Origin of the sequence: Streptomyces sp. NPDC086787, assembly GCF_044745865.1 — a bacterium.
Lineage (GTDB): Bacteria > Actinomycetota > Actinomycetes > Streptomycetales > Streptomycetaceae > Streptomyces.
Window position 1 is genome coordinate 50,844 of the sequence record NZ_JBIVBC010000011.1, and the last position, 23,813, is coordinate 74,656.

General features: G+C 71.1%; 26 protein-coding genes. 15 read left to right on the forward strand and 11 right to left on the reverse strand.

Annotation, left to right across the window (positions count from 1 at the left end):
* Positions 1-51: 51 nt before the first annotated feature.
* On the reverse strand, positions 52-1,020 hold the full coding sequence (locus ACIPK3_RS24280; RefSeq protein ID WP_402572790.1) for an FUSC family protein: 969 nt from the start codon (positions 1,018-1,020) through the stop codon (positions 52-54).
* Positions 1,021-1,199: 179 nt separating this feature from the next.
* Here ACIPK3_RS24280 and ACIPK3_RS24285 point away from each other — a divergent pair, with 179 nt between their 5' ends.
* The 7 genes from ACIPK3_RS24285 (at position 1,200) to ACIPK3_RS24315 (ending at position 7,267) form a co-directional block, all read left to right on the forward strand.
* Positions 1,200-1,964: a HipA family kinase gene (locus ACIPK3_RS24285; protein WP_402573049.1), complete on the forward strand. Its 765-nt coding sequence runs from the start codon at positions 1,200-1,202 to the stop codon at positions 1,962-1,964.
* A complete protein-coding gene (locus tag ACIPK3_RS24290) occupies positions 1,961-2,410 on the forward strand; it encodes a DUF3037 domain-containing protein (protein WP_402572791.1) in 450 nt (149 codons plus the stop codon). The genes ACIPK3_RS24285 and ACIPK3_RS24290 overlap by 4 nt, the downstream gene beginning before the upstream one ends.
* A 125-nt stretch (positions 2,411-2,535) precedes the next feature.
* On the forward strand, positions 2,536-3,297 hold the full coding sequence (gene fabG, locus ACIPK3_RS24295) for a 3-oxoacyl-ACP reductase FabG (protein ID WP_402572793.1): 762 nt from the start codon (positions 2,536-2,538) through the stop codon (positions 3,295-3,297).
* 20 nt (positions 3,298-3,317) lie between these two features.
* Positions 3,318-4,076, forward strand: coding sequence for an SDR family oxidoreductase (locus ACIPK3_RS24300; RefSeq protein WP_402572795.1), 759 nt, complete (start codon positions 3,318-3,320; stop codon positions 4,074-4,076).
* Between the two features lie 212 nt (positions 4,077-4,288).
* Complete coding sequence (locus ACIPK3_RS24305; protein WP_402572797.1) at positions 4,289-5,869, forward strand: ABC transporter substrate-binding protein; 1,581 nt, start codon at positions 4,289-4,291, stop codon at positions 5,867-5,869.
* A gap of 81 nt (positions 5,870-5,950) precedes the next feature.
* Positions 5,951-6,634, forward strand: coding sequence for a uracil-DNA glycosylase (locus ACIPK3_RS24310; RefSeq protein WP_402572799.1), 684 nt, complete (start codon positions 5,951-5,953; stop codon positions 6,632-6,634).
* A gap of 120 nt (positions 6,635-6,754) precedes the next feature.
* Positions 6,755-7,267, forward strand: coding sequence for a hypothetical protein (locus ACIPK3_RS24315; RefSeq protein WP_402572800.1), 513 nt, complete (start codon positions 6,755-6,757; stop codon positions 7,265-7,267).
* 36 nt (positions 7,268-7,303) lie between these two features.
* Here ACIPK3_RS24315 and ACIPK3_RS24320 read toward each other — a convergent pair whose 3' ends face one another.
* Positions 7,304-7,777: a hypothetical protein gene (locus ACIPK3_RS24320; protein WP_402572802.1), complete on the reverse strand. Its 474-nt coding sequence runs from the start codon at positions 7,775-7,777 to the stop codon at positions 7,304-7,306.
* A 113-nt stretch (positions 7,778-7,890) separates the two neighbouring features.
* Positions 7,891-8,406, reverse strand: a complete 516-nt coding sequence (locus ACIPK3_RS24325; RefSeq protein WP_402572803.1) for a DinB family protein — start codon at positions 8,404-8,406, stop codon at positions 7,891-7,893.
* A 180-nt stretch (positions 8,407-8,586) separates the two neighbouring features.
* Between ACIPK3_RS24325 and ACIPK3_RS24330 the strand changes: the two genes are divergently transcribed.
* Positions 8,587-9,498, forward strand: coding sequence for a Gfo/Idh/MocA family protein (locus ACIPK3_RS24330; protein WP_402572805.1), 912 nt, complete (start codon positions 8,587-8,589; stop codon positions 9,496-9,498).
* Here the strand turns inward: ACIPK3_RS24330 and lnt are convergent.
* Both lnt and ACIPK3_RS24340 read right to left on the reverse strand, forming a co-directional pair.
* A complete protein-coding gene (gene lnt, locus ACIPK3_RS24335; RefSeq protein WP_402572807.1) occupies positions 9,416-10,990 on the reverse strand; it encodes an apolipoprotein N-acyltransferase in 1,575 nt (524 codons plus the stop codon). The genes ACIPK3_RS24330 and lnt overlap by 83 nt on opposite strands.
* Positions 10,991-11,030: 40 nt before the next feature.
* Entirely contained in the window at positions 11,031-11,525 is a 495-nt protein-coding gene (locus tag ACIPK3_RS24340) for a nuclear transport factor 2 family protein (protein WP_402572808.1), read from the reverse strand.
* A gap of 196 nt (positions 11,526-11,721) precedes the next feature.
* Between ACIPK3_RS24340 and ACIPK3_RS24345 the strand changes: the two genes are divergently transcribed.
* Positions 11,722-12,690 carry an alpha/beta hydrolase family esterase gene (locus tag ACIPK3_RS24345; RefSeq protein ID WP_402572810.1) on the forward strand — a complete coding sequence of 323 codons (969 nt, stop codon included), beginning with the start codon at positions 11,722-11,724 and terminating at the stop codon, positions 12,688-12,690.
* A gap of 12 nt (positions 12,691-12,702) precedes the next feature.
* Here ACIPK3_RS24345 and ACIPK3_RS24350 read toward each other — a convergent pair whose 3' ends face one another.
* The 3 genes from ACIPK3_RS24350 to ACIPK3_RS24360 form a co-directional block, all read right to left on the reverse strand.
* On the reverse strand, positions 12,703-12,882 hold the full coding sequence (locus ACIPK3_RS24350) for a hypothetical protein (protein ID WP_402572811.1): 180 nt from the start codon (positions 12,880-12,882) through the stop codon (positions 12,703-12,705).
* Between the two features lie 114 nt (positions 12,883-12,996).
* Positions 12,997-13,872, reverse strand: coding sequence for an undecaprenyl-diphosphate phosphatase (locus ACIPK3_RS24355; RefSeq protein WP_402572812.1), 876 nt, complete (start codon positions 13,870-13,872; stop codon positions 12,997-12,999).
* A 94-nt stretch (positions 13,873-13,966) separates the two neighbouring features.
* Positions 13,967-14,449, reverse strand: a complete 483-nt coding sequence (locus ACIPK3_RS24360; protein ID WP_402572813.1) for a winged helix-turn-helix transcriptional regulator — start codon at positions 14,447-14,449, stop codon at positions 13,967-13,969.
* A 93-nt stretch (positions 14,450-14,542) separates the two neighbouring features.
* Here ACIPK3_RS24360 and ACIPK3_RS24365 point away from each other — a divergent pair, with 93 nt between their 5' ends.
* Positions 14,543-15,712, forward strand: a complete 1,170-nt coding sequence (locus tag ACIPK3_RS24365) for a thiolase family protein (RefSeq protein WP_402572814.1) — start codon at positions 14,543-14,545, stop codon at positions 15,710-15,712.
* Between the two features lie 19 nt (positions 15,713-15,731).
* On the opposite strand, the gene ACIPK3_RS24370 is transcribed toward ACIPK3_RS24365, so the two are convergent.
* Positions 15,732-16,496 (reverse strand): TVP38/TMEM64 family protein, encoded by a 765-nt coding sequence (locus ACIPK3_RS24370; protein WP_402572816.1) that lies wholly within the window; start codon positions 16,494-16,496, stop codon positions 15,732-15,734.
* A gap of 49 nt (positions 16,497-16,545) precedes the next feature.
* On the opposite strand from ACIPK3_RS24370, the gene ACIPK3_RS24375 reads away from it, so the two are divergent.
* The 3 genes from ACIPK3_RS24375 to ACIPK3_RS24385 all read left to right on the forward strand — a co-directional run bounded on the left by ACIPK3_RS24375 (position 16,546) and on the right by ACIPK3_RS24385 (position 19,589).
* Positions 16,546-17,268 (forward strand): DNA alkylation repair protein, encoded by a 723-nt coding sequence (locus ACIPK3_RS24375; protein WP_402572818.1) that lies wholly within the window; start codon positions 16,546-16,548, stop codon positions 17,266-17,268.
* Between the two features lie 267 nt (positions 17,269-17,535).
* Positions 17,536-18,747 (forward strand): elongation factor Tu, encoded by a 1,212-nt coding sequence (tuf, locus tag ACIPK3_RS24380; RefSeq protein WP_402572820.1) that lies wholly within the window; start codon positions 17,536-17,538, stop codon positions 18,745-18,747.
* Positions 18,744-19,589: a spermidine synthase gene (locus ACIPK3_RS24385; RefSeq protein ID WP_402572822.1), complete on the forward strand. Its 846-nt coding sequence runs from the start codon at positions 18,744-18,746 to the stop codon at positions 19,587-19,589. Before tuf ends, ACIPK3_RS24385 begins: the two co-directional genes overlap by 4 nt.
* Here ACIPK3_RS24385 and ACIPK3_RS24390 read toward each other — a convergent pair.
* Positions 19,551-20,864: an MFS transporter gene (locus ACIPK3_RS24390; protein WP_402572823.1), complete on the reverse strand. Its 1,314-nt coding sequence runs from the start codon at positions 20,862-20,864 to the stop codon at positions 19,551-19,553. The two genes, ACIPK3_RS24385 and ACIPK3_RS24390, sit on opposite strands and share 39 nt — an antisense overlap.
* Positions 20,865-20,933: 69 nt before the next feature.
* Positions 20,934-21,983: a hypothetical protein gene (locus tag ACIPK3_RS24395; RefSeq protein WP_402572824.1), complete on the reverse strand. Its 1,050-nt coding sequence runs from the start codon at positions 21,981-21,983 to the stop codon at positions 20,934-20,936.
* Positions 21,984-22,113: 130 nt separating this feature from the next.
* On the opposite strand from ACIPK3_RS24395, the gene ACIPK3_RS24400 reads away from it, so the two are divergent.
* Entirely contained in the window at positions 22,114-22,551 is a 438-nt protein-coding gene (locus ACIPK3_RS24400; RefSeq protein WP_402573051.1) for a DUF4442 domain-containing protein, read from the forward strand.
* Positions 22,552-22,795: 244 nt separating this feature from the next.
* Positions 22,796-23,557 (forward strand): hypothetical protein, encoded by a 762-nt coding sequence (locus ACIPK3_RS24405; protein ID WP_402572826.1) that lies wholly within the window; start codon positions 22,796-22,798, stop codon positions 23,555-23,557.
* The last annotated feature ends 256 nt before the right edge of the window (positions 23,558-23,813 follow it).

Genomic DNA, 23,813 nt, shown 5'->3' on the forward strand with positions numbered 1-23,813 from the left:
TGAACCGTTCAACTGATGCGTCCAGGGGTACGGCCCGGGGGCACGGCCCGTTCAGCGGGTGCGGCGATCCCGGCGCCGGTCCGCGATCGCGCAGACGACCAGGGCGAGCACCGCCCCGGCCACCGTAAGCCCCATCCGCACCCCGGCCAACCGCCAGTCACCGGCCCCGTACTCCATGCCGAAGGACAGCGCGACCACGGTGAGGCACAGCGTCCACCAGCCGTAGTGGGCGGCACCGGCCAGTTGCATGGCGAACAGCATCACCGCGATCACCGCCGCGCGTGCCGCCGGGGTGAGCGGCGGGGTAAGCAGCAGTGCGGCGAGTGCGCCACCAGCGATCGTTCCCAGCACCCGCGCCCGCGCCCGGCCGTGCCGCGTCGCGGTGTCGGGTTTGGCGACGCGCAGCGCGGTCGTCGCCAGCCACACGGCGTGCGAGACGGGCAGGAACCAGGCCGTGGCGACCCCCAGGACGCCCGTCACCGCCAGCGTGGCCGCGTACGGGCCGCCGTCGCGCGTCAGGGCCCAGGGAACCGCCGGATCCGGCGTCGGCGCCGTCACGGCGATGACGGCACCCTGCCAGAGCGCGCCCGCGGCGAAACCCGCCGCGTACTCCCACCACCGCAGCCCCGCACCGAGATTGACCCCCGCAAGCAGGAAGGCCAGCGCCGACATCGCCGCGGCCATCCGCAGCGGGCCGCCCGCGACCTCCCACAGCCCCTGTAGCGCGGCCACGACAGCGGTACCCGCCACCAGCGCCGGCAGGACCTGGACGGCCAGGGCGCCCGACACCGAGGCGAGGGCGAGCCCCACGGCAGCGGCGCCGAGGAGTGCCGCGCGAGGCCTGCCGCTCAGCGAGGAGAACGAGGCCACCATCAGATACGCCCCGAACGAACCGGCTGCCCCGGCCTCCGCCCACCCCACCCGGGCGCCCACCACGTAGGGCACCACCACCGCCGACGCCCTCGCTCCGGCCACCGCCCACTCCCGGCGCCTGCCGGGGCGGAACGTCCGGGCGATCACCAGGGCCGTGTCCTCTCGGTGCGCAGGTCGGTGAGCTGTCGGTGAATCTCCGGCTCAACGTACAGCGGAGCGTGGCGTGTCCGGCGCAGCCGCGCGGCGGGCCGGACCGTCGCGCTCCGTCACGCCCGGGATAACATGCTCCCTTCGTGCTGGATGACATGAGTCGTGGGGGCTTGACAGTGTTGAGGGAGGTCACCGCGACTCGCTACATCACGCCGTTGCGTGAGGGCGGCTCGCTGCCGGGGCTGGTCGAGGGCGACGACCTCGGCCTCTACGTCATGAAGTTCACCGGCGCCGGGCAGGGCCGCAAGACGCTGGTCGCCGAGGTGGTCTGCGGGGAACTGGCCCGCCGTCTGGGCTTTCGCATGCCCCGGCTGGTGACGCTCGAGCTGGAAGCGGTGCTCGGGCTCGGCGAGCCGGACCAGCAGGTGCAGGAACTGCTGAGGTCCAGCGGCGGTACCAATCTCGGCATGGACTTCCTCTCCGGCGCCCTCGGCTTCGATCCGCTCGCGTTCCCGGTGAGCCGTGCGGAGGCCGGGCGGATCGTCTGGTTCGACGCGCTCGTCAACAACGTCGACCGCTCCTGGCGCAACCCCAACCTGCTCCTGCGCCGGGGCGAGCTGTGGCTCATCGACCACGGTGCCACCATGATCTGGCACCACAACTGGCCGGGCGCCGAGGCCTCCGCCGCGCGTCCGTACGACGCCTCCGACCACGCCCTCGCCCGTTTCGCCCCCGATGTCGCGGGCGCCGCCGCCGAACTGGCCCCGCTGGTCACCGAGGACCTGCTAGCCGAGGTGACCGCCGAGATCCCGGACGCCTGGCTGGCCGGTGAGCCCGGCTTCGACGACCCGGACGACCTGCGCGGGGCGTACGCCCGGCCACTGCTCGCGCGGGCCGCGGTGATCCACGAGCGTGTCACCGGAATCGAGGGGGACCAGTGAGCGGGCGCCACATCCACATGGCCGGTCAGGTGACCGAGCGGCACATCACCCGGGCGGGCCAGGGCGGCGGACGGGACGTCTTCGAGTACGCGCTGCTACGGGTCGTACCCCGGGTGGAGCGCGGTGAGTGCATCAACGCCGGGGTGATCGTGTACTGCCGGGCCCAGGCCTACCTCGGAGCGCGCACCCATCTCGACGAGGCTCGGCTGCTGGCCCTGGACCCGGACGCCGACGTGGCCGGTGTGCGGGCCGCGCTCGGGGCGGTCGAGGGCATGTGCGCCGGCGGTGCCGCGGCGGGCCCCGCCGCCCAGGACGACGCCGGACGGCGCTTTCGCTGGCTGATCGCGCCGCGCTCGGCCGTCGTGCAGCCGGGTGCCGTCCACACGGGGCTCACCACGGATCCGGCGGCCGAGGTGGAGCGGTTGCTGGCCCTCCTGGTGAGGTAATGGATCACACGTGGCCGGTGTGCCGTTGACACCGGGTGCCAGGGCTTCTAGCGTCACCTCTGCTGAAGGTACTAAGCGGTCGCTCACCGCGGCTCGGGATTTCTCAAGGGCGAGGAGAAGCAGCAATGTCCACCAATGACCAGCGGGTCGCGATCGTCACCGGTGCCGCACGAGGTATCGGCGCCGCCACCGCCGTACGGCTGGCCGCCGAGGGGCGTGCCGTCGCGGTCGTCGACCTCGACGAGGCCGCCTGCAAGGACACCGTGGAGCAGATCACCGCGGCCGGCGGCCGGGCGATCGCGGTCGGCGCCGACGTCTCCGACGAGGCCCAGGTCGAGGCGGCCGTCACGCGCGTCGTCGAGGAGCTCGGCGCTCCGACGATCCTCGTCAACAACGCCGGCGTGCTCCGGGACAACCTGCTGTTCAAGATGAGCGTGTCCGACTGGGACACCGTCATGAGCGTCCACCTGCGCGGCTCGTTCCTGATGACCCGTGCCGTCCAGAAGCACATGGTGGACGCGGGCTTCGGCCGTGTCGTCAACCTGTCCTCGTCCTCCGCGCTCGGCAACCGGGGCCAGGTCAACTACTCGGCGGCCAAGGCCGGTCTGCAGGGCTTCACCAAGACCCTCGCCCTCGAGCTGGGCAAGTTCGGCATCACCGCCAACGCCGTCGCCCCCGGCTTCATCGCCACCGAGATGACCAAGGCCACCGCGGAGCGCATGAAGATGGGCTTCGAGGACTTCAAGGCCGCTGCCGCCACCCAGATCCCCGTCCAGCGTGTCGGTGAGCCCGCGGACATCGCCAACGCCATCGCCTTCTTCACCGGCGAGGAGGCCGGCTTCGTCTCCGGCCAGGTGCTGTACGTCGCCGGCGGACCGCTCGACTAGGGATCACTGGAGACACGGACATGACTGAAATCCCCGCACCGTCCGGGAAGGTCGCCCTCGTCACGGGCGCCAGCCGGGGCATCGGCTACGGCATCGCCGAGGCGCTCGTCGCGCGCGGCGACCGCGTGTGCATCACCGGCCGCAACGAGGAGACCCTCAAGGAGGCCGTCGAGGCGCTCGGTTCGGACCGGGTCATCGGCGTCGCGGGCAAGGCGCACGACCTCGACCACCAGGCCGAGGCAGTCGAGCGCACGATGGAGGCCTTCGGGCGCGTCGACTTCCTGGTCAACAACGCCGGTACCAACCCGGTGTTCGGCCCGATCGCCGACCTCGACCTGAACGTCGCCCGCAAGGTGTTCGAGACCAATGTGATCTCGGCCCTCGGTCTCGCCCAGAAGACCTGGCACGCCTGGCAGAAGGACAACGGCGGAGCCATCGTCAACATCGCCTCGATCGCGGGCCTGGCGCCCTCGCCGTTCATCGGCGCGTACGGCGTCAGCAAAGCCGCGATGATCAACCTGACCCAGCAGTTGGCGCACGAGTTCGCGCCGAAGGTACGGGTCAACGCGATCGCCCCTGCCGTCGTGAAGACCAAGTTCGCGCAGGCACTGTACGAGGGCCGGGAGGAAGAGGCCGCCGCGGGCTACCCGCTCGCCCGGCTCGGCGTGCCCTCCGACATCGGCGGCGCCGCCGCTTTCCTCACTTCGGCGCAGTCGGACTGGATCACCGGTCAGACTCTCGTCGTGGACGGCGGTCTGTTCCTGAAGGCCGGGGTCTGACGGCTCGTCCGGAGCGTAACGATCGGGCGCACATGGGCGCCGTTTCCTTGACGGAAACGGTGCCCATGTCGTTGTGGAGGCCGAGCTCGGACGCATGACAACGTCGTCAGGAACAGCCTGATCACGACCTGTGGACGAACCAGGCTCACCGGGGTGTCACTGCGGTATGGTCTGCCGTCCCAAGAGCTAAGGCGGCTTCGAGGAGCGTTCGCGTGTTCAACCGGAACCGATGCCTACGGAAACTGGCGGCGGTCGCGTCCATATCCCTGCTGGCCGGATGCGGTGTCCTCTCCGGCGAGAGTCGGGACAGCGCCGGTCCGATCGTGGTGGGCACCACGAGTGCCCCGAGTGCCCTGGATCCGGCCGCCGCCTGGGACCAGTCCTGGGAACTCTTCCGCAACATCTACCAGACGCTGCTCAGCTATCCCGAGGGCGCGACCACTCCGGAGCCCGACGCGGCCCAGAGCTGCCGCTTCAGCGAGTCGAACACCGTCTACACGTGCGAGCTGCGCTCCGGCCTCACCTTCTCCAACGGCCACAAACTGAACGCGCGGGCCGTCAAGTACTCCATCGACCGGATCGAGAAGATCAACGTCAGCACCGGCCCCGCCGGTCTGCTCGGCAGCCTCGACCGGGTCGAGGCGGTGAACGAGCGCGAGGTCGCCTTCCACCTGAACAAGCCGGACACCACCTTCCCGCTGGTCCTGGCCACGCCCGGCATGGCGATCGTGGACCCCGCGGACTACCCGGCGACCAAGCTCCGCAAGGACGGCAAGGTCACCGGGTCCGGCCCGTACAACCTGGAGTCCTACGAGGAGGACAAGCAGGCCCAGCTGACCCGGAACGAGCACTACAAGGGCATCGCCGAGCGCAAGAACGATGCGGTGACCATCCGTTACTACCAGGACTCGCGGGCGCTGGCCGACGACCTGCGGGACAAGAAGCTCGACCTCACCTTCCGCGGCCTCGCCGCCTCCGACGTCATCTCCTTCCAGAGTCAGAGCCAGGGCACCAAGGACATCGACCTCATCGAAGGCGCGAGCATCGAGATCGAGTACCTGGTGTTCAACCCCAAGGACCCCTGGGCCGGCAAGCCCGCCGTCCGCAAGGCGGTCGCCCAGCTCATCAACCGCAGCGAGATATCGCACCGGGTCTACAAGGACACCGTCGACCCGCTGTACTCCATGGTCCCGGCCGGGCTGACCGGCCACACCACCGTCTTCTTCGACGACTACGGCGACCCCAGCGTCGACAGGGCCCGGAAGATCCTCTCCGACGCGGGCATCACCCAGAAGGTGCCGCTGACCCTCTGGTACACCACGGACCGGTACGGCTCGGCGACCGCCAAGGAGTTTCAGGAGATAAAGCGTCAGCTGGACGCCTCCGGCCTGTTCACCGTCACGCTGCACGGCCGCCCCTGGAAGACGTACGTCGAGGGCTACCAGAACGGCGAGTACCCGGTGTTCGGCCGCGGCTGGTCCCCGGACTACCCCGACGCCGACAACTTCATCGCGCCGTTCGTCGGCAAGCAGAACGCCGTGGGTACGCCCTACGTCACGCCCAGGATCACCGACGACCTGCTGCCCCGCTCCCGCAGCGTGAGCGACCGGGCCAAGGTGGTGAAGGAGTTCAAGGAGGCGCAGACGATCCTCGCGAACGACGTGCGGCTGCTGCCGCTGTGGCAGGGCAAGCAGTACATCGCCGCGAACGCCGACATCTCCGGCGCGGAGCGGTCCCTGGACGCGTCCGCGATCATGATGGTGGGGGAGCTGTTCCGCAAGACCAGTTGGTAGCCGGGTCCGTTGTCAGTGGGCGCCTGTAGGTTCGGAGAACTGCACCACCTGCAAGTGACCGCACATCGTGAGGACGTTGACGTGACCGACACCGCCATGCTGCCCGAGTCCTGGCGTGGGGTTCTGGGCGACGAACTGGAGCAGCCCTACTTCAAGGAGCTGGCCGAGTTCGTCGAGGAGGAGCGGGGGAAGGGCCCCGTCTACCCGCCGCGCGAGGAGGTCTTCGCCGCGCTGGACGCCACGCCCTACGAGCAGGTCAAGGTGCTCGTTCTCGGCCAGGACCCGTATCACGGCGAGGGGCAGGGGCACGGGCTGTGCTTCTCGGTCCGGCCAGGAGTGAAGACCCCGCCGTCCCTGCGCAACATCTACAAGGAGATGAAGGAGGAACTGGGCACGCCGATCCCGGACAACGGCTACCTGATGCCGTGGGCCCGTCAGGGCGTCCTGCTGCTCAACGCGGTGCTGACCGTCCGCTCCGGCGAGGCCAACTCGCACAAGGGCAAGGGCTGGGAGAAGTTCACGGACGCGGTGATCCGCGCGGTGGCCGACCGGCCCGACCCGGCGGTCTTCGTCCTGTGGGGGAACTACGCACAGAAGAAGCTGCCCCTCATCGACGAGACCCGGCACGTGGTGGTCAAGGGCGCTCACCCCTCGCCGCTGTCCGCCAAGAAGTTCTTCGGCTCCCGTCCGTTCACGCAGATCAACGAGGCGGTCGCGGCACAGGGCCACCAGCCGATCGACTGGACCATCCCGGACCTGGGCTGACCGCTTCCCGGGCGGCTCCGTTTCGCACGGAGCCGCCTGACCGGGATTGCCGGTGCCGCCGGTTAGCGTCGGGAGGGACGGCCGACCGGGCCGGTCTCATGGATCAGCCTGGAGGACGCGGTGGCGGAGCGGCAGGAGCAGGCGGCACCGGACGCCGTGCTCACCCGGATCGGGCAGGTCGTCATGCTGCATCACGGCGGTGACCGTGAGGAGGCCCGCAGCAGGCTGCTTGACCTGTGGGCCGAGGTCGGCCAGGAGGGGGACCCGGCGCACCGCTGCACGCTGGCGCACTACCTTGCCGACACCCAGGACGACCCCTCGGACGAACTGGCCTGGGATCTGAGGGCGTTGTCCGCGGCGGAGGAACTGGCCGCCGGCACCGAGGGCCCGACGGCGCTGCGCACCTTCTACCCCGTCCTGCACCTGAACCTGGCCACGGACTACGTGAAACTCGGCCACCCCGAGGCCGCCCGCACCCATCTGCGCCGCGCCCGCACCGCGGCCGGCGCGCTCACCGACGACAGCCACGGCGACGGCGTCCGAGCGGCGCTGACCCGTCTCGAAGTACGGCTGGGCGAGGAGGATCTGCCGGGCGGTGAGCCCTGGGGGCCGCCTCGTCAGCGGCCCACGTAGGGCAGCCCCCGCTCACGTAGGGCGCCCCCGTCGGGGTCAGTTGCCGTAGGCCCGGTGGCAGATCCGTGCCTGCGGGCTGTCCGCCCGCCAGCCCCCGTAGGCCCTGCCCAGGGCGCACACGTCCGGCTGTCCGGCTACTCCCGGGACACGGACGGGCAGTGGCGGCCGGGAGTCGTGGCGTGGGTGCCGCTTGGTGCCGGTGCCGGTGCCGGTGCGTGGTGCGGGGGCGGTGGCCGGGCGGGACTCAATGCCGGGCGACGGCGGTCGTGAGGCGGCGGTGCCGTGGTGTTCCGGTCGCCGGGGGTCTCCGGCCATCTCCAGCGCCTCCCGGGCGGGCGCCTGGACGGCCCGTGGCTGCGGGGTGCCGTCCGGCCGGGGAACCGAGGCCCTGGCCGATGTCCCTCCCGCCGACGGGCCGGGCACCGGTGCCCGGTGGACCGTCACACAGCCGGAGAGGGCCAAGACGGCCACGGTGACCAGGAGTGTTGCGGTGGTCGTCGTTCGATGCACCCGCGCAACTCTGCTGCGTCCACTCCGGCCGTGGAACAGCAGACCGGCGGATCATGACCCAGATGGGTGAACTACCGCCCCGCGAGGGTGGTTGGCGGGGAGTGAAGTTGACATCAGTCGCCGACGGCTCCGTCGATCCGCTGGCGGATCAGATCGGCGTGACCGTTGTGCCGGGCATACTCCTCGATCATGTGGGTGTAGATCCAGCGCAAGTTGAAGTGCTTGCCGCTGAAGCGGCTCCGCGCCTTCGACAGGTCGTCCAGTCCGAAGCCGGCCGCGTTGCGCCGGGCGGTCTCGATCTCGGCCTGCCAGGTGGCGTGGGCCTCCGCCCAGGTGTCCGCCTCGGTGAGATGGAACTCGGCGTCCGGGTCCTCCTCGGTGCCGTAGACCGGGCCCGGGTCGTCGTCCACCAGCACCTTGCGGAACCAGCCGCGCTCCACCTCGGCCATGTGCCGCACCAGCCCCAGCAGGCTCAGCTCGGACGGCTCCACGGACGCGGTCCGCAGCTGTGCGTCGGTCAGGCCCTCGCACTTCCAGGCCAGCGTCTGCCGGTGATAGTCCAGCCAGCCCTCCAGCATGTCGCGCTCATTGGCGTCCTGGGCGGGCTCGCGGCGCTCGTTCGTCGTCATGCTCGCATCCTGAACCAACTCGCCCCCGGCCACCAGGATTTTTCCACCCGGGCGTGCTGCGTCGCGCGCCGGGCGGGACTTCGCGGACAGACCCGGGCGGGGCGGCCGTATGCTGCCGGGCAGGCACCGCGGTGACACCTCCGCGACCCCCCTGACCCAGGCAACCGCTGGAGGAGCCCCGTGAAGGTCGGCTGCATCGGACTCGGCGACATCGCGCGGAAGGCGTACCTTCCGGTGCTCGGGGCGCTGCCGGGCATCGAACTGCACCTCCAGACCAGGAACCCCGAGACCCTCGCCCGGACCGCGGACGGATTCCACATCCCGCCGGACCGCCGTCACACCACGCTGGACTCGCTCCTCGGCCAGAGCCTCGACGCGGCCTTCGTGCACGCGGCCACCGTCGCCCATCCGGAGATCGTCACGCGGCTCCTGGAGGCCGGCGTGCCGACCTATGTGGACAAGCCGCTGGCATACGAACTCGCCGACTCCGAGCGCCTCGTGGAACTGGCCGAGCGGCGAGGCCGCTCCCTCGCCGTCGGCTTCAACCGGCGCCACGCCCCCGGGTACGCGCAGTGCGCCGACCATCCGCGCGAGCTGATCCTCATGCAGAAGAACCGCGCCGGGCTGCCGGAAGACCCCCGCACGATGATTCTCGACGACTTCATCCACGTCGTCGACACCCTGCGGTTCCTGGTCCCGGGCCCGGTGGACGACATCACCGTGCGCGCCCGCACCGAGGGCGGGCTGCTGCACCACGTGGTGCTCCAGCTCTCCGGGGACGGTTTCACCGCACTCGGTGTGATGAACCGGCTGAGCGGCTCCGCCGAGGAGATCCTGGAGGTCTCCGGGCAGGACAGCAAGCGCCAAGTGGTCAACCTGGCCGAGGTGATCGACCACAAGGGGCAGCCGACCGTGCGCCGGCGCGGTGACTGGGTCCCGGTCGCACGGCAGCGCGGCATCGAACAGGCGGTGCTCGTGTTCCTCGACGCCGTACGCGCCGGCAGGGTGCTCAGTGCCCGGGACGCGCTGGCGACTCACGAGCTGTGCGAACGGGTCGTACGAACGGTCCGGGAGCGCTCCGGCGCAGCCTGAGCGCCCGCACCCCCTCGGCCACGCACAGCGCGGTCAGTACGAGCAGGGCGCCGAACACCGGCCAGTCGCCGTAGCGGACGTACGGCGTGACGCCGTGGGCGAGCGGAACGTCGTACACCCGAGTGGTGCTCGCACCGGTGCCGAGCCAGGTTCCGAGGCGCTGCCCGCCGGGGCCGTAGACGGCGGAGACCCCCGTCAGTGTCGCGTGCACCATCGGCCGTCCGGTCTCGGCGGCGCGCAGCGCGGCCAGCGACGCGTGCTGCGCGGGGGCCCAACTGTGCTGGAACGAGGAGGTCGAGGACTGGCCGAGGAGCACGTCGGCGCCGTCCTCGGCGAGATGACGGCTCATGTCGGGGAACGCGGTCTCGAAGCACACCATCGGGCCGACGCTCAGCCCGTGCCCGGCGTTCATCACCACCTGCCCGGTGCCGCGCCTGCGGTCCTCGCCGGCCGCCTTGCCGACCGAGGTGGCCCAGCCCAGCAGGGAACGCGCCGGTATGTACTCACCGAAGGGGACCAGCCGCATCTTGTCGTACCGGGCGCCGGTCTGTCCGTACGGCCCGACGAGGACCGAACTCTTGTAGATGCCCGGGCGGTCGGACCGGCGCGCGTCCACGTTGACCAGGATGTCGGCGCCGGTCGCCCGGGACAGCGTCGCCAGCCGCCGGGCCAGGTCGGGACGGCCGGTCAGGTCGTGGCCGACACTGCTCTCGCCCCAGACGACCAGGTCGACGTCCTGACCGGCCAGTCGCCGGGTGAGCCGCTCCTCGCGCTCGAAGCGGCGGTCGGCGCTGTCCGGGCCGTCGATCACGCCGGGCTGGACGAGGGCGATCCGGACCTCGCCGTCGACGTCCGGACGCGGCGCCCACAGCCACGCGGCCGAGGTGACGGCGGCCGTGGCCACCAGCGAGGCGACGGCGGGCGCGCGGAACTCACGCACCGCGACCAGCGAGGCCACCGCGACATTGACGGCGACCACGAGAAAGCTGAGCAGCCACACCCCGCCCACGGAGGCCAGCCGCAACGCCGGTGCCACCTGCCACTGGCTGGACCCGAGCATGCCCCAGGGTCCGCCGAGTCCCTGCCAGGAGCGCACGAGCTCCACCATCAGCCAGCCGGACGGCAGTACGACGAGCGCGGCCACGCCACGGCCTGTCGAGGGCACCCCGGCCAGGAACCTGCGGACCAGCAGACCCCAGGGTGCCCAGAGCGCGCCCAACAGCGCCGCGATCAGGAAGATGAAGACGTGCAGGCTGGGCAGCAGCCAGTGGTGGACGGCCACTATGAACCCGAAGCCGCCGCACCAGCCGTCGCAGGCCGCCCGCCGCGCGGTCGGAGCCGAGCGGACGAGCAGGAGCCACGGGACCAGGGCGACGTACGCGAACCACCACAACGACGGTGCGGGAAAGGCGAACACGGGCAGGGCGCCCGCGAGGACGGCGGCGGCGGTGCGGCGCCACGGGGAGGCGAGCCGGCGGTCGGTCGTCTTCATACGTCGCCTCCTACCCAGCGAAGGACCGGTGTTCAGCACGTCACGGGAGCCGACGCCACTTCTCCTGGACGACGACCTCGCACAGCCGCCAGCCGTCGGCCGTCCGCAGCAGTCCGAAGGAGTACCGGCCGCCGCACACGAAGTCCGGTGCCGTGGAGGCTCCGTCGGAGCCGACGCCCGGTCCGTCGTCCGGTCCGCCGTCGTCCCCCGCGAACCGCATCGGATTGACATAGTCGGCCTGGACCCGCGCGGTGTCCCCGGTGTCCTGTTCCAGGACCCCGAACCGCACCCGGCGGTTCACGATCAGGTGCTGTCGCATCGAGAACAGCCCGAGGCTGTCCGCCAGCCAGCCGGCGACGTCCCCCGCGTTTCCCTCGATTCCCCCGGCGGAGCGGTAGTCTGCCCGCCCGTCCGCCGTGAACAGGCCCCGGTACGCCCCCCAGTCACCGTCGTCGACGGCCACGGCGTACTCGGTGACCACCTCGTCCACGGCCAGTCGGTCCATCACGGTCGAGAGCTGCACGCGCTGCGTCATCGGCACAGTGTTGGGCATGGAAGGGGCGGAGCCAAGAGGTGTGCGGGGCCATGTCGGTGAACACCGGGGGCCGCGCCCGGTCGTCTGGAGTCCTCGCCTCCCGTGCTGGTCCCGTGCTGGAGGAATCCGGGGAGGGGGCGAATTTTCCGTTCCTGACTCTTTCGCGGGCCGGAACCCGTGCCGCAAGATCCCTCGCATGTCCAGTCTGCTCAGCGTCCGCCGTGTGCGGATGCCAGTCGTCCTGTGTGCCCTGCTGTCGCTGTGGTTCGCCATGTCGGCCAGTGGCCCGACGGCCTTCGCCGCCCCGCTCCCCGGCCGGGACCACACCGGGTACCTGATCTCGGGCGGGCTGCCCCGCTCCTACGCCGTCCATCTGCCACCGGGGCACGCCACAGCCGCCGGGCTTCCGGTCGTGCTCGCGCTGCACGGGCGGTGGCAGACCGGCACGGGCATGCGGGAGCTCACCCATCTGGACAAGGTGGCCGACCGGGAAGGCTTCGCCGTGGTGTATCCCGTGAGTGTCTTCCTCGGCTGGTCCGACAGCAGAGGCGCCACCTGGGCCGCCAAACTGGGTGTGGACGACGTGGGGTTCATCCGCGATCTCATCGACCGCCTCACGGGCACGGACCACGCCGACGCCGCACGGGTCTACGCCGCCGGCTTCTCCAACGGGGCCGTCATGACGGAGCTGCTCGGCTGCGAACTCGCCGACCGGCTGTCGGGAATCGCCGTGGTGGCGGGGACGATGCCGGAAGCCATGGCGCCGGTGTGTCATCCGCGGCGCCCACTGCCGGTAATGATCATCAACGGTACGCAGGACCCTCTCGTCCCCTACGACGGAGGCGCGTCGAGGGCGGACTCCAGCGAGACCCCGCTGCTGTCCGTGGCGGACACCGCCGCGAAGTGGCGTACGGTCGACGGCTGCACCGGCGAAACGGTTCGGTCACTGCCGCCCGTACCGGGCGATCGGACGGCCACCGGAGTCGCGGCCGCCGTGTCCTGCCATGGAGGGACTCAGGTCGAGGTCTACACCGTCACCGACGGCGGACACACATGGCCGGGCGGCAAGCAGTACCTGCCCGCGGCACTGGTGGGGCTGACAACCACTCAGTTCGACGCCTCGGAAGCGCTGTGGGGCTTCTTCCGCAGCCACGCCGCCGGGTAGACGGTCCCTGCGTCAGGCCGCCTCGATGATCCCGTCCCGGACCGCCCTGGCCCACTCGACCACCAGCAGCTCGTACGCCGCGCGCTCCTGAGGGGACAGGGTGCCGCCCGCACGCAGCCACAACTCCCGGATCTGCTCGTTGACTTCGTCGGCAGACCGCACGGAACCAGGTGCCAGGGAATCGGGGGACATGCGGACACCCTAGGGGGTGATCCTGACACTGCGCTACCGTGTCGTTACTCAGTTCGTATGGGCTTGGTCACGGACGTGGCCCGGTCGGTGCCCGAGACACGCTTCCGCGCCGCGTCAGCCCGCCGACTCGGCCGCGTGCGGACTCAGGTAACCGGCGCCGACCAGCACGATCAGCAGCACACCCAGGGCGATGCGGTACCAGACGAACGGCATGAAGCTCTTGTTGGAGATCCACTTCATGAACCAGGCGATGACCGCGTATCCCGACGCGAAGGCGATGACCGTGGCGAACAGAGTCGGGCCCCAGGACACATGTCCGGTGCCCATCGCGTCCTTCACCTCGAAGGCTCCGGAGGCGAGGACGGCGGGGACGGCGAGGAGGAAGGAGTAGCGGGCGGCCGCCTCGCGCCGGTAGCCCATGAACAGGCCGCCGCTGATGGTGGCGCCGGAGCGGGAGACGCCGGGGATGAGGGCGCAGGCCTGGCAGAGGCCGTAGATCAGGCCGTCCTTGACGCTCAGGTTCTCCAGGGTCTTGCGCTGCTTGGGGGCGCGGTGGCGGCCACCCTTCTCGTCGCGGGCGGCGAGACGGTCGGCGATGCCTATGACGACGCCCACGACGATCAGCATGGTCGCGGTGATCCGCAGATCGCGGAACGGTCCCTCGATCTGGTCCTTGAGCGTCACCCCGAGCACGCCGATCGGGATGGAGCCGACGATCACCAGCCAGCCCATCTGGGCGTCGTGGTCGCGCCGCATCGCCTTGTCGGTGAGTGACCGGAACCAGGCCGCGATGATCCGGCCGATGTCCTTGCGGAAGTAGATCAGTACCGCGGTCTCCGTGCCGATCTGCGTGATCGCCGTGAAGGCCGCGCCCGGGTCCTGCCAGCCCGAGAAGGCCGCGGTCAGCCGCAGGTGGGCGCTGGAGGAGACGGGGAGGAACTCGGTCAGTCCCTGGACGAGTCCGAGGACGAGCGATTCAAACCAAGACATGGAGTTAAGGCGTCCCAGCGCTGGTGATCATGTGTGCCGGGAGCAGGGTATCGCCCCGCCCCGGCGGTTCCCATGCCGGGGCTTGAACTTTCCTTTACCTGTCTTGTGACGGGCCCGCCGCTGTCCAGCCCGGGCTCTGTGGGTGTGCCTTCAGGTCCTCGTGGTGCACGGCGTCGCCGCAGGCCGTGCAGATGACCACCGGGGCGAGGACCTCGCCGCAGGCGTGCTCGATCAGCATGGGGCGGTCGTCCTCGGTGCGGAGGTGACGGTCGCCCCAGGCCATGAGGGTCATCATGACCGGCTCCAGTTCGAGGCCGGCCCGCGTGGCGCGGTACTCGAAGCGCTGCGGGCGCTCGCTGTAGGCGTGCTTGACCAGGATTCCGGCGTCGACCAGCCGGCGCAGACGGGTGGCCAGGACGTCGCGCGGGGCGCCGATGTTGCGGACCAGCCGGTCGAAGCGGCCGTTGCCCAGATAGACCTCCCGCAGGACCAGCAGGGAGTACTTCTCGCCGACCAGCGCGAGGGCGTCGGCGATCGAGCAGGGGCGCGGGTCCTTCGTGTCCTTCGGGGCGGGCATGGTGCCAGTCTAGAGGAGGGTTTGAATTTCCAACTCATCGAGTTATGGTGAGTTCGGATTTCCTACTGACCAGTAGCAGCGGAGGCCCGCGCCATGCGTGACGCAGTCATCGTCGAAGCCGTACGCACCCCCATCGGCAAGGGCAAGCCGAACGGCTCCCTCGCCCAGGTCCACCCCGTGGAGCTCCTCGCCCACACCCTGCGCTGCCTCGTCGAGCGCGCCGGTGTCGACCCGGCCCTGATCGACGACGTCATCGGCGGCACCGTCGACCAGGTCGGCGAGCAGGCCATGAACACCACCCGCTACGCCGTCCTGTCGGCCGGGTTCCCCGAGACCGTTCCGGCCACCACCGTCGACCGTCAGTGCGGCTCGTCCCAGCAGGCCGTGCACTTCGCCGCCCAGGGCGTCATCTCCGGCGCCTACGACCTCGTCGTCGCCTGCGGCGTCGAGTCGATGAGCCGCGTGCCGATGTGGTCGAACGTGCCGCCCGGCAAGGACCCCTTCGGCCCCGGAGTCGCCGCGCGCTACCCCGAGGGCCTGGTGCCGCAGGGCATCAGCGCCGAACTCATCACGGCCAAGTGGTCACTCGCCCGCGAGCAGCTGGACGCCTTCGCCGTCTCCTCGCACCGGAAGGCGGCCGCCGCCTGGGACGCCGGTCTGTTCGACGCCGAAGTGGCGCCACTGGAGGGCGTCTTCCGCGACGAGTGCGTGCGGCCCGGCAGCAGCCCCGAGATCCTCGCCGGACTCAAGCCCGCCTACTACGACCCCGGGTTCGCCGAGCGCTTCCCGCAGATCGAGTGGAGCGTCACCGCGGGCAATGCCAGCCCCATCAACGACGGTGCCTCCGCCGTGCTGATCACCTCGAGCGAGACCGCGGCCCGCCTCGGCCTGCGCCCCCTCGCCCGGCTGCACAGCCTCGCCGTCACCGGCTCCGACCCGCTGCTGATGCTCACCGGTGTCGTCCCCGCGACCGAGAGGGTGCTCCACAGGGCCGGGCTCACCATCGACGACATCGACCTCTTCGAGGTCAACGAGGCGTTCTCCAGCGTGGTCCTCGCCTGGCAGCAGGAGACCGGCGCCGACCTCGCCAGGGTCAACGTGCACGGCGGCGCGATCGCCCTGGGGCACCCGCTCGGCGCCAGCGGCACCCGCCTGACCACCACCCTCGTGCACGCGATGCGCGAACGCGGCGCCCGCTACGGACTCCAGACCATGTGCGAGGCGGGCGGACTCGCCAACGCCATGGTCCTGGAGGCCGTGTGAGCGCTCATCACCCGTCCCGTCAGCTGTCCCGCAGATGATGTCTCTTGCGCCAGGCCACCACCGCGCCCGCCAGCAGCGGTACGGCGATCGACGCCGTGGCGATCAGGAAGGCCGGTGACGTCGGCGACGAGGCGCGGGCGCCCGCCACGGCGTACGCGGCGGTGTTCGGGACCGAGCCGAGCGCCGTCGCCAGCAGGAACGGCAGCCAGCCCATCCGGGAGACGGCGGCGCAGTAGTTCGCGGCCCAGAACGGTACGCCGGGAAACAGCCGCGCCGCCATCATCGAGCGGAAGCCGTGCCGGCTGAGCTGCCCGTCGGCGGCGTTCAGCCAGCGGCCCCGCAACAGCGGCCGCAGCGCGTCCTGGCCCAGCACACGGCCCAGACCGAAGGAGACACCGGCGCCGAGCACCGTCCCGGCCAGCGCCGTGCCGAGGCCCACCCCGGAGCCGAAGAGGGCGCCCGCCGCCAGGTTGAGCAGCGGCCGCGGCACGAACGCCACCGTGCACAGCCCGTACGCCGTGGCGAACACCAGCGCCGCCGAGGCACCGCCCAGCTGCGGCGGCCAGCCCCTGGTCAGCAGTCTCTGCGGCTCGAACCACAGCACACACCCCGCCGCGACAGCGAGCAGCGCCACGAGCAGGGACAGCCGGAACCAGGGCGACAACAGCACCCGCGTGAGCGGCGGCGCGGAGTCCGCGGAGGAGGCGGCGACCACGAGCTCCGTGCCCGCGGCCCGGGGATCGGCCGTCGCGGTGCCGCCGGAGCGGTCGGTGGCATCGAGCATCAGGCGACAGTAACCGAATTACATGACAGATCGCCGTATCGTTCGTCTCATGACCGTCACAGCCGCGGGCCCGGCGGACGAATCACGCAGCGTTCTCGCCGACACCGTGCTGGAGCGGCTCACCGCCGCCTACAGCGGCGCGGCCGACCCGGCGCGGGCCGGGGGCATGCGGGCCTACATGAAGGACGTCGCCCCCTTCCTCGGCATCCCCACACCGGCGCGCCGGGCCCTGTCGCGCGAGGTCCTCGCGGGCACCGCGCGGCCCGACCAGGCCGACTGCACGGCCCTCGCGCTGCGCTGCTGGGCGCTGCCCGAGCGGGAGTACCACTACTTCGCCGTCGACTACCTGCGCCGCCACGTCGGACGCTGCTCCTCCGGATTCCTGCCGGTGGCCCGGCACCTCGTCACCACCGTGCCCTGGTGGGACACGGTCGACCTGCTCGCCGCACACGTCGTCGGCGCGCTCGTCGCCGCCGACCCCGCGCTGACCGCCGACATGGACCGGTGGATCGCGGACGACGACCTGTGGGTCGCCCGCACCGCCCTGCTCCACCAGCTGTCCTACAAGGAACGCACCGACAAGGAGCGGCTGTTCGCCTACTGCCTGCTCCAGTCCGGGCACCCCGACTTCTTCATTCGCAAGGCCATCGGATGGTGCCTGCGCGAATACGCCAAGACCGAACCGGAGGCCGTACGCTCCTTCCTCGCCCGGGAGCGGGGCCGCCTCGCGCCGCTGTCCGTCCGGGAGGCGCTGAAGAACATCGGCGCCTGACGCCGCAGGAGCAGGCACCGTGAAAATCGTTCGACGTGCGACGTCCCGTCGGAGATGATCGGCGTCATGTTCCGGTATGCCTTCGTCGTCGCAGCATCCGCAGTCGCGGATGCTCCGAAGGCTGCCGTCGCGATCATCCTGGCCGCTGTCGACGGCGCCCGAAGCTGACCCTCTCCGGATCGTCCGGCGGACCCCGCAGGGGGAGGGTCGGTCGGTCACCGGGGTCCCCACCGTCACTTGCGAGGCTTTCGAGCGAGGTACACAGCCATGTCCAAGACCGCGTACGTGCGCACCAAACCGCACCTGAACATCGGCACGATGGGTCACGTCGACCACGGCAAGACCACCCTGACCGCGGCCATCACCAAGGTCCTGGCCGAGCGCGGCACCGGTACTTTCGTGCCGTTCGACCGCATCGACCGCGCCCCGGAGGAGGCCGCCCGCGGCATCACCATCAACATCGCGCACGTCGAGTACGAGACCGACACCCGGCACTACGCGCACGTGGACATGCCGGGGCACGCCGACTACGTGAAGAACATGGTCACCGGGGCCGCGCAACTCGACGGGGCGATTCTCGTCGTGTCCGCGCTCGACGGGATCATGCCGCAGACCGCCGAACACGTCCTGCTCGCCCGTCAGGTGGGCGTCGACCACATCGTCGTCGCGCTCAGCATGGCGGACCGGGCCGACGAGGAACTCGCCGAACTGGTCGAACTGGAGGTGCGCGAACTGCTCACCACGCAGGGCTACGGCGGCGAGGCCGTGCCCGTCGTACGGGTTTCCGGGCTGAAGGCGCTGGAGGGCGACCCACGCTGGGCGGCGTCGATCGAGGCGCTGCTCGACGCGGTCGACACCTATGTGCCCATGCCGGAGCGGTATCTGGACGCGCCGTTCCTGCTGCCGGTCGAGAACGTGCTCACCATCACCGGTCGCGGCACGGTGGTCACCGGCGCGGTGGAGCGGGGCACGGTCCGGGTGGGCGACCGGGTCGACGTGCTCGGCGCCGGACTCGAGACCGTCGTCACCGGCGTCGAGACCTTCGGCAAGCCGATGACGGAGGCGCAGGCCGGGGACAACGTGGCGCTGCTGCTGCGCGGTGTCCCGCGGGACGCGGTCCGCCGGGGGCACGTGGTCGCCGCACCGGGGAGCGTGCTCCCCAGTCGGCGGTTCACCGCGCAGGTCTACGTGCTGTCGGCGCGCGAGGGCGGCCGCGCGACACCGCTGTCGACCGGCTACCGGCCGCAGTTCTACATCCGCACGGCCGACGTGGTCGGGGACGTCGACCTCGGTGAGGCGGCGGTGGCCCGGCCCGGGGACACGGTGACCATGACCGTGGAGCTGGGGCGGGACGTGCCGCTGGAGCCGGGACTGGGCTTCGCCATCCGCGAGGGCGGCCGCACGGTCGGAGCGGGCACGATCACCTCGCTGACCGCGCCGACGGCCGAGCGACTGGCCTCACCGACAATGGAGGTGTGAACGAAGCCATACCGGTCATCCGCGCCACCGACCACGGCACCGCGCGGCTGATGCCCGACATCGACCGTGAGCGAGCCTGGCTGCTCACGGTCGACGGGGCGCCGCAGTCGTACGTCGACCTGGACGCCCCGGACCACCTGGAGTTCGAGTACACGCGCCGCCTCGGGCATGTGCTGGACACCGTGGCGGAGCCGGGGCGGCCGCTGGACGCGGTGCACCTGGGCGGTGGCGCGCTCACGCTGCCCAGATATCTCGCGGCCACCCGGCCGGGCTCCCGGCAGCACGTCGTGGAGGCCGACCGGGGGCTGCTGGACCTCGTGACGGAGCACCTGCCGCTGCCGACGGGCGCCGACATCGCCCTGCACCCCGGCGACGCCCGCGCCTGGACCGAGGCTGCCCCGGACGACTCCGCCGACGTGCTGATCGCCGACGTCTTCGGCGGCTCCCGGATCCCCGCGCACCTCACCTCGCTCGGCTACGCCCGCGAGGCCGAGCGGGTGCTGCGAGCCGACGGGGTGTATCTGGCCAATCTCGCCGACGCCGCGCCGTTCGCCTTTCTGCGCTCCCAACTGGCCACGTTCGCCGATGTCTTCGAGGAGCTCCTGCTGATCGCCGAGCCGGCGGTGCTGCGCGGCAGGCGGTTCGGCAACGCCGTACTCGTGGCCGGGCACCGCCCGATCGACACGGCGGCACTCGTCCGCCGTACCGCCGCCGACGTCTTCCCGGCCCGGGTCGAACACGGCCCGGCGTTGCGGGACTTCACCGACGGCGCCCGCCCGGTGCGGGACGAGGAAGCCGTACCGTCACCCGAGCCCCCCGAGGGGGCGTTCGGCATCGGCTGACCTCGGCTCGGGCGCCGGTGCGGCCCGCACGGCGGCCGGTTCGGTACGGCGGGTCAGCCCGCGTACGTCCGGGACCAGCAGCACCGCCGCCGTGACCAGCACGACCAGCCCGGCGCAGCCCCACAGCGCCGCGGTGCGCCCGAACGCCTGCTCCGCGGGACCCGCCAGCGCGGCGGCCGCCGGCATCAGCGAGATCGACCCGAACCAGTCGTACGCCGAGACCCGGGAGAGCTTCTCCTCGGGTATCTCCTGGTGCAGCGCCGTCATCCAGGAGACGCCGAACACCTCCACCATGGCTCCGGCCACGAACATCACCACGCACAGCACGCCGGCGGACACGGGCACGGCCAGTGCCGCCGGGGGCAGGGCCATCGGGAAGACACAGAGGGTGCCCGCGAGCAACAGACGGCGGGGCCTCCAGCGGGTCATCAGGAGCGCGCCGGTCACCGTGCCCGCCCCGAAGGCCGCCAGCGCGAGGCCCCAGGGACCCGCCGAACCCAGGCTGTCCCGGGCGACCAGCGGGCCGTATACGGCCTCGGCCGCGCCCAGCACGGCGTTGGCGATGGAGAACTGTACGACGATGCCCCACAGCCACGGCCGCCCGGTGAACTCCCGCCAGCCGTCCCGCAGGTCGGCGAGGAGCCCGCCGCCGGGAGCGCGCGGCGCGATGTGGCCCACGTCGAGGAAGCAGCGCAGCGCCCCGGCGACCGCGAAGGCGGCCGCGTCCACGGCGAGCACCCAGCCCGGTCCGACCGCCGCGACCAGCGCCCCGCCCAGAGCCGCCCCGCCGAGCGCCGCGCCCTGCGTCGCCATCCGGAACACGGCGAAGGCCCGCCCGGCCTGTTCGCCGTCGACCGACGACATCAGCATGCCCTCGGCCGCGGGGCTGAAGAACGCCTGCCCGGTGCCGCCCAGCGCGGTGAGCAGCATCATCTGCCACAGCCGGGGCTCCCCGGTGAGGACGAGCAGCGCGAAGGCCGCCTGGGAGAGGCAGCTGAGGGCGTTGGCCGCCACCATCACCCGGTGCCGGGGGAGCCGGTCCGCGACGGCGCCGCCGATCAGCAGGAACAGCACCAGCGGCACGGTGCGGGCGGCCGCGACCAGGCCCACCTCCCCGCCGTCGCCGCCCGCGTCCAGCACGGCGAACGCGGCGGCGATCAGGGAGCCGCTGCCGCCCAGGCTCGTCACGATCGCCGCGGCGGTCAGCAGCGTGTAGTTGCGGCCGGCCCAAGTCGGCACGCGCGGGCGGGAGGTGGAGTCGGCGGTGGAGGTCACCGGCCGACTATCCCCGCCGGGCGGGCGGCTCGCCAATCCTTTTGCCGGTCGTCGAGCCGCCCGTTCCGGTCAGCTCTCGGTGGGTTCTCCGTGCAGCCGTACGGTGCTGAGGATCTTCATGACGGTCGCGGTGCCGACCTCGGGCTTCACGCCCTTGACGCCGTAGAAATTGAACGACACGAGGTCTCCGGCCGAGTTCTCGAAGCCGAAGGTGAGCGCCTTGCCGTCGGTGGCGCACTTGCCCTTGCGCGGTGTGTTCGTCGAACGTGCCCAGACATAGGCCCCCTTGACCCCGGACGTGGTCGTGTAGGCCGTGGCCTTCTTGTCGTAGCTGACGCTCTTCCTGTCCGGCTGCGTGTAGCCGCCGTACACCCACCAGGGCGCCTCCCTGACCGCCACGTCGGCGGGGTTCTTCGTGCCCTCCTCGCCCTTCGTGCCCACCGCGGCCAGCTCGGTGTCGTCGGCCGTGCCGTCCTTGTCGTCGTCGGACGTGCACCACTTCGGGCCGAGCACGGCCGGCGCCGACATCATGATGAGCGGCTTGCCCTCGTCCGACTTGCGGTCCTCGAACCCGATCGCGGTACCGGGGGTGTCCACCTGCCAGTCCGGCGGTACGTCGAAGGCGGTGCCCCACCTGGGGTTGACGACGACCTTCCAGCCCGCGACGAGGGGCTTCTCGGATTCGTTGCCGCGCGGGTTGTCCTCCGGCCCCGACTCGGTGGCCGTCGGCTCCGCGGTCGGGGAGTGGCTCGCCTTCCCCGTCGGCCCGTCCTTCGCCTCCGCGTCCTTGTCGCCCTTGCCGCTCAGCATCAGGAAGCCGGTCACGCCCGCCGCGACGACCACCGCCGCGGCCGTGACCATCGCTATCACCTTCGCCCGGTTTCCGCCGCCGTCCTGTGACGGCTGCGGGGGGCCCATGGGGGCCGGAGTGCCCCACTGCGGTTGCTGACCGTAGGGGTTCGCCTGCGGGTACTGCTGATAGCCGGGCTGCTGGTACGGATTCGGCTGCTGGTAACCCGGCTGCTGGTACGGGTTGTGCTGCTGGTTGTGTTGCGGGTTGTGTTGCGCGTTCTGCTGCGGGTTCTGCTCGCCCCCGGGCGGCTGCTGTCCTGGCCACATGGGCAGTAACCCTAGTGAACTCCGGGGCGGGCCCGCTCACCTGTGCGGAAACGATACGGACGGTTACTGGAGCGGCTCTGGCCAGGGCCTGCTACCCACGAGTAACATGTTGCCCATGAGCACAGACCAGATGTCGATCGGCGAGCTGCTCGCCGCCACGGTCCCGATGGTGCGGACCCTGAACCTGGAGTACCTGGAGACCACCCCGGAGCGGGCCGTGCTGTCCCTGCCGGACCAGAGTGAGTACCGCAACCACGTGGGCGGGCCGCACGCCGGGGCGATGTTCACCCTCGGTGAGTCCGCCAGCGGTGCCATCGTCCTCGCCGCCTTCGGCGACCAGCTCTCGCGCGCCGTCCCGCTTCCGGTCACCGCCGAGATCGCGTTCAAGAAGATCGCCCTCGGGCCGGTCAAGGCGACCGCCACCCTCGGCCGTCCCATCGCCGACGTGGTCGCCGAGCTCGACGAGGGCAAGCGCCCCGAGTTCCCGGTGACCGTCTCCATCCAGCGCGAAGACGGCGCCGTGACCAGCGAGATGACGGTGACCTGGACTCTGCGTCCCAACGGCTGAGCTTGACGAGAGGCCCGGCCGGGGTTTCCCGGCCGGGTTTTTTGCTGCTCTGTTGTTGTCCTGATGCGAGTGTGTATGGGGGTATGGGTTGGCTTTTCCGGCACCCATTATTCGAATGCGGGTGCGGATACCTTCGGTAACTTGTCTGAATTTCCCACACATCACGCGTGGGGCTGCTCGAACTTCTTGTTTCCCGTGAGCCGGGTGTGCGAAGGTGGGCCTCCGCTCGGAAGGAAATGGTTCAGTGCAGCCCGACCGTGACCTCGTCGCACAGTTCGCCGACAGCCCGGACGGCGGTCACCGGGCCATCGCCCTGCTGCTGACCCGGCACTGGCGCCCCACCTGCGACTACGCGGTCATCTGTCTGGCGTCCGCCACGGGTGCCGCACAGCTGGTGGCCACCACGGCGTTCAACCGCGTGCTCGCCCGGGCGGCCGGTGGGTGGGCCGACGGGGCGCTGCGTCCGCGCTTCCTCGTCGCCGTCCGCGAGACCGTCCGGGAATGGGCGGCGGACGACGGAATCCGCGCGGTTCTGCCGGAACTCGGAAAACCTGTCGGCGGTCGTGGACTCCGTGTGGCAATGGCCCGTACACCCGAAAGGCGACAGCTCGCCGAGCGCGCTTTCCAGGACCTTTCCGTGGCGGCCCAATGCCTTTTGTGGCACACCGAGGTCGAGGCGGAACCGATATCCGTACCCGCCGGTCTGCTGGGCATGGACAACGCCACCGCCGCGGCCGCCCTGGGCGGGGCGCGTGAACGGTTGCGGGCGGGTCTGGACCGCCCCGACTCCGGCGGAGCGCCCGGGGAGGGCGGCCTCGGGGTGCTGATCGCCGACGCCGTGCTCGGCTGGGGTGCCCGCCGCTACCTCGCCTCGCGCCCGGGGTGCGAATCCGCGACACCGTGGCCGCCGGTGCCCACACCTCCGGCCGACGCCCTGTTCGCGGTGCCGACGCCGGGCGGCCCACGCACCTGCGCGGTCGTGACCGAGCGCGACGGCGCGGCCTGAAGCGGCGCTCCGGCACGGGTGGGCTGCTTTCGGCCGACCCGACGGTGAGCGCTCGCCGTTCGCGCGGCGGTGCGGTACTGCTGGACGCGGTACGGGCCCTGCCACCGGAACCTGGTTTCTCCCGGCTGTTCCTTCAAGGGTTTACAAGATTTTTCCCTGATTCGCGTTTGACTTAATGGAATTCGGTTGCCGACTGGTTTCTGCCGGTCTGGCACCAACCCGTCCACTGGCCGAATTGATGCCTCCGGCAGTGGAA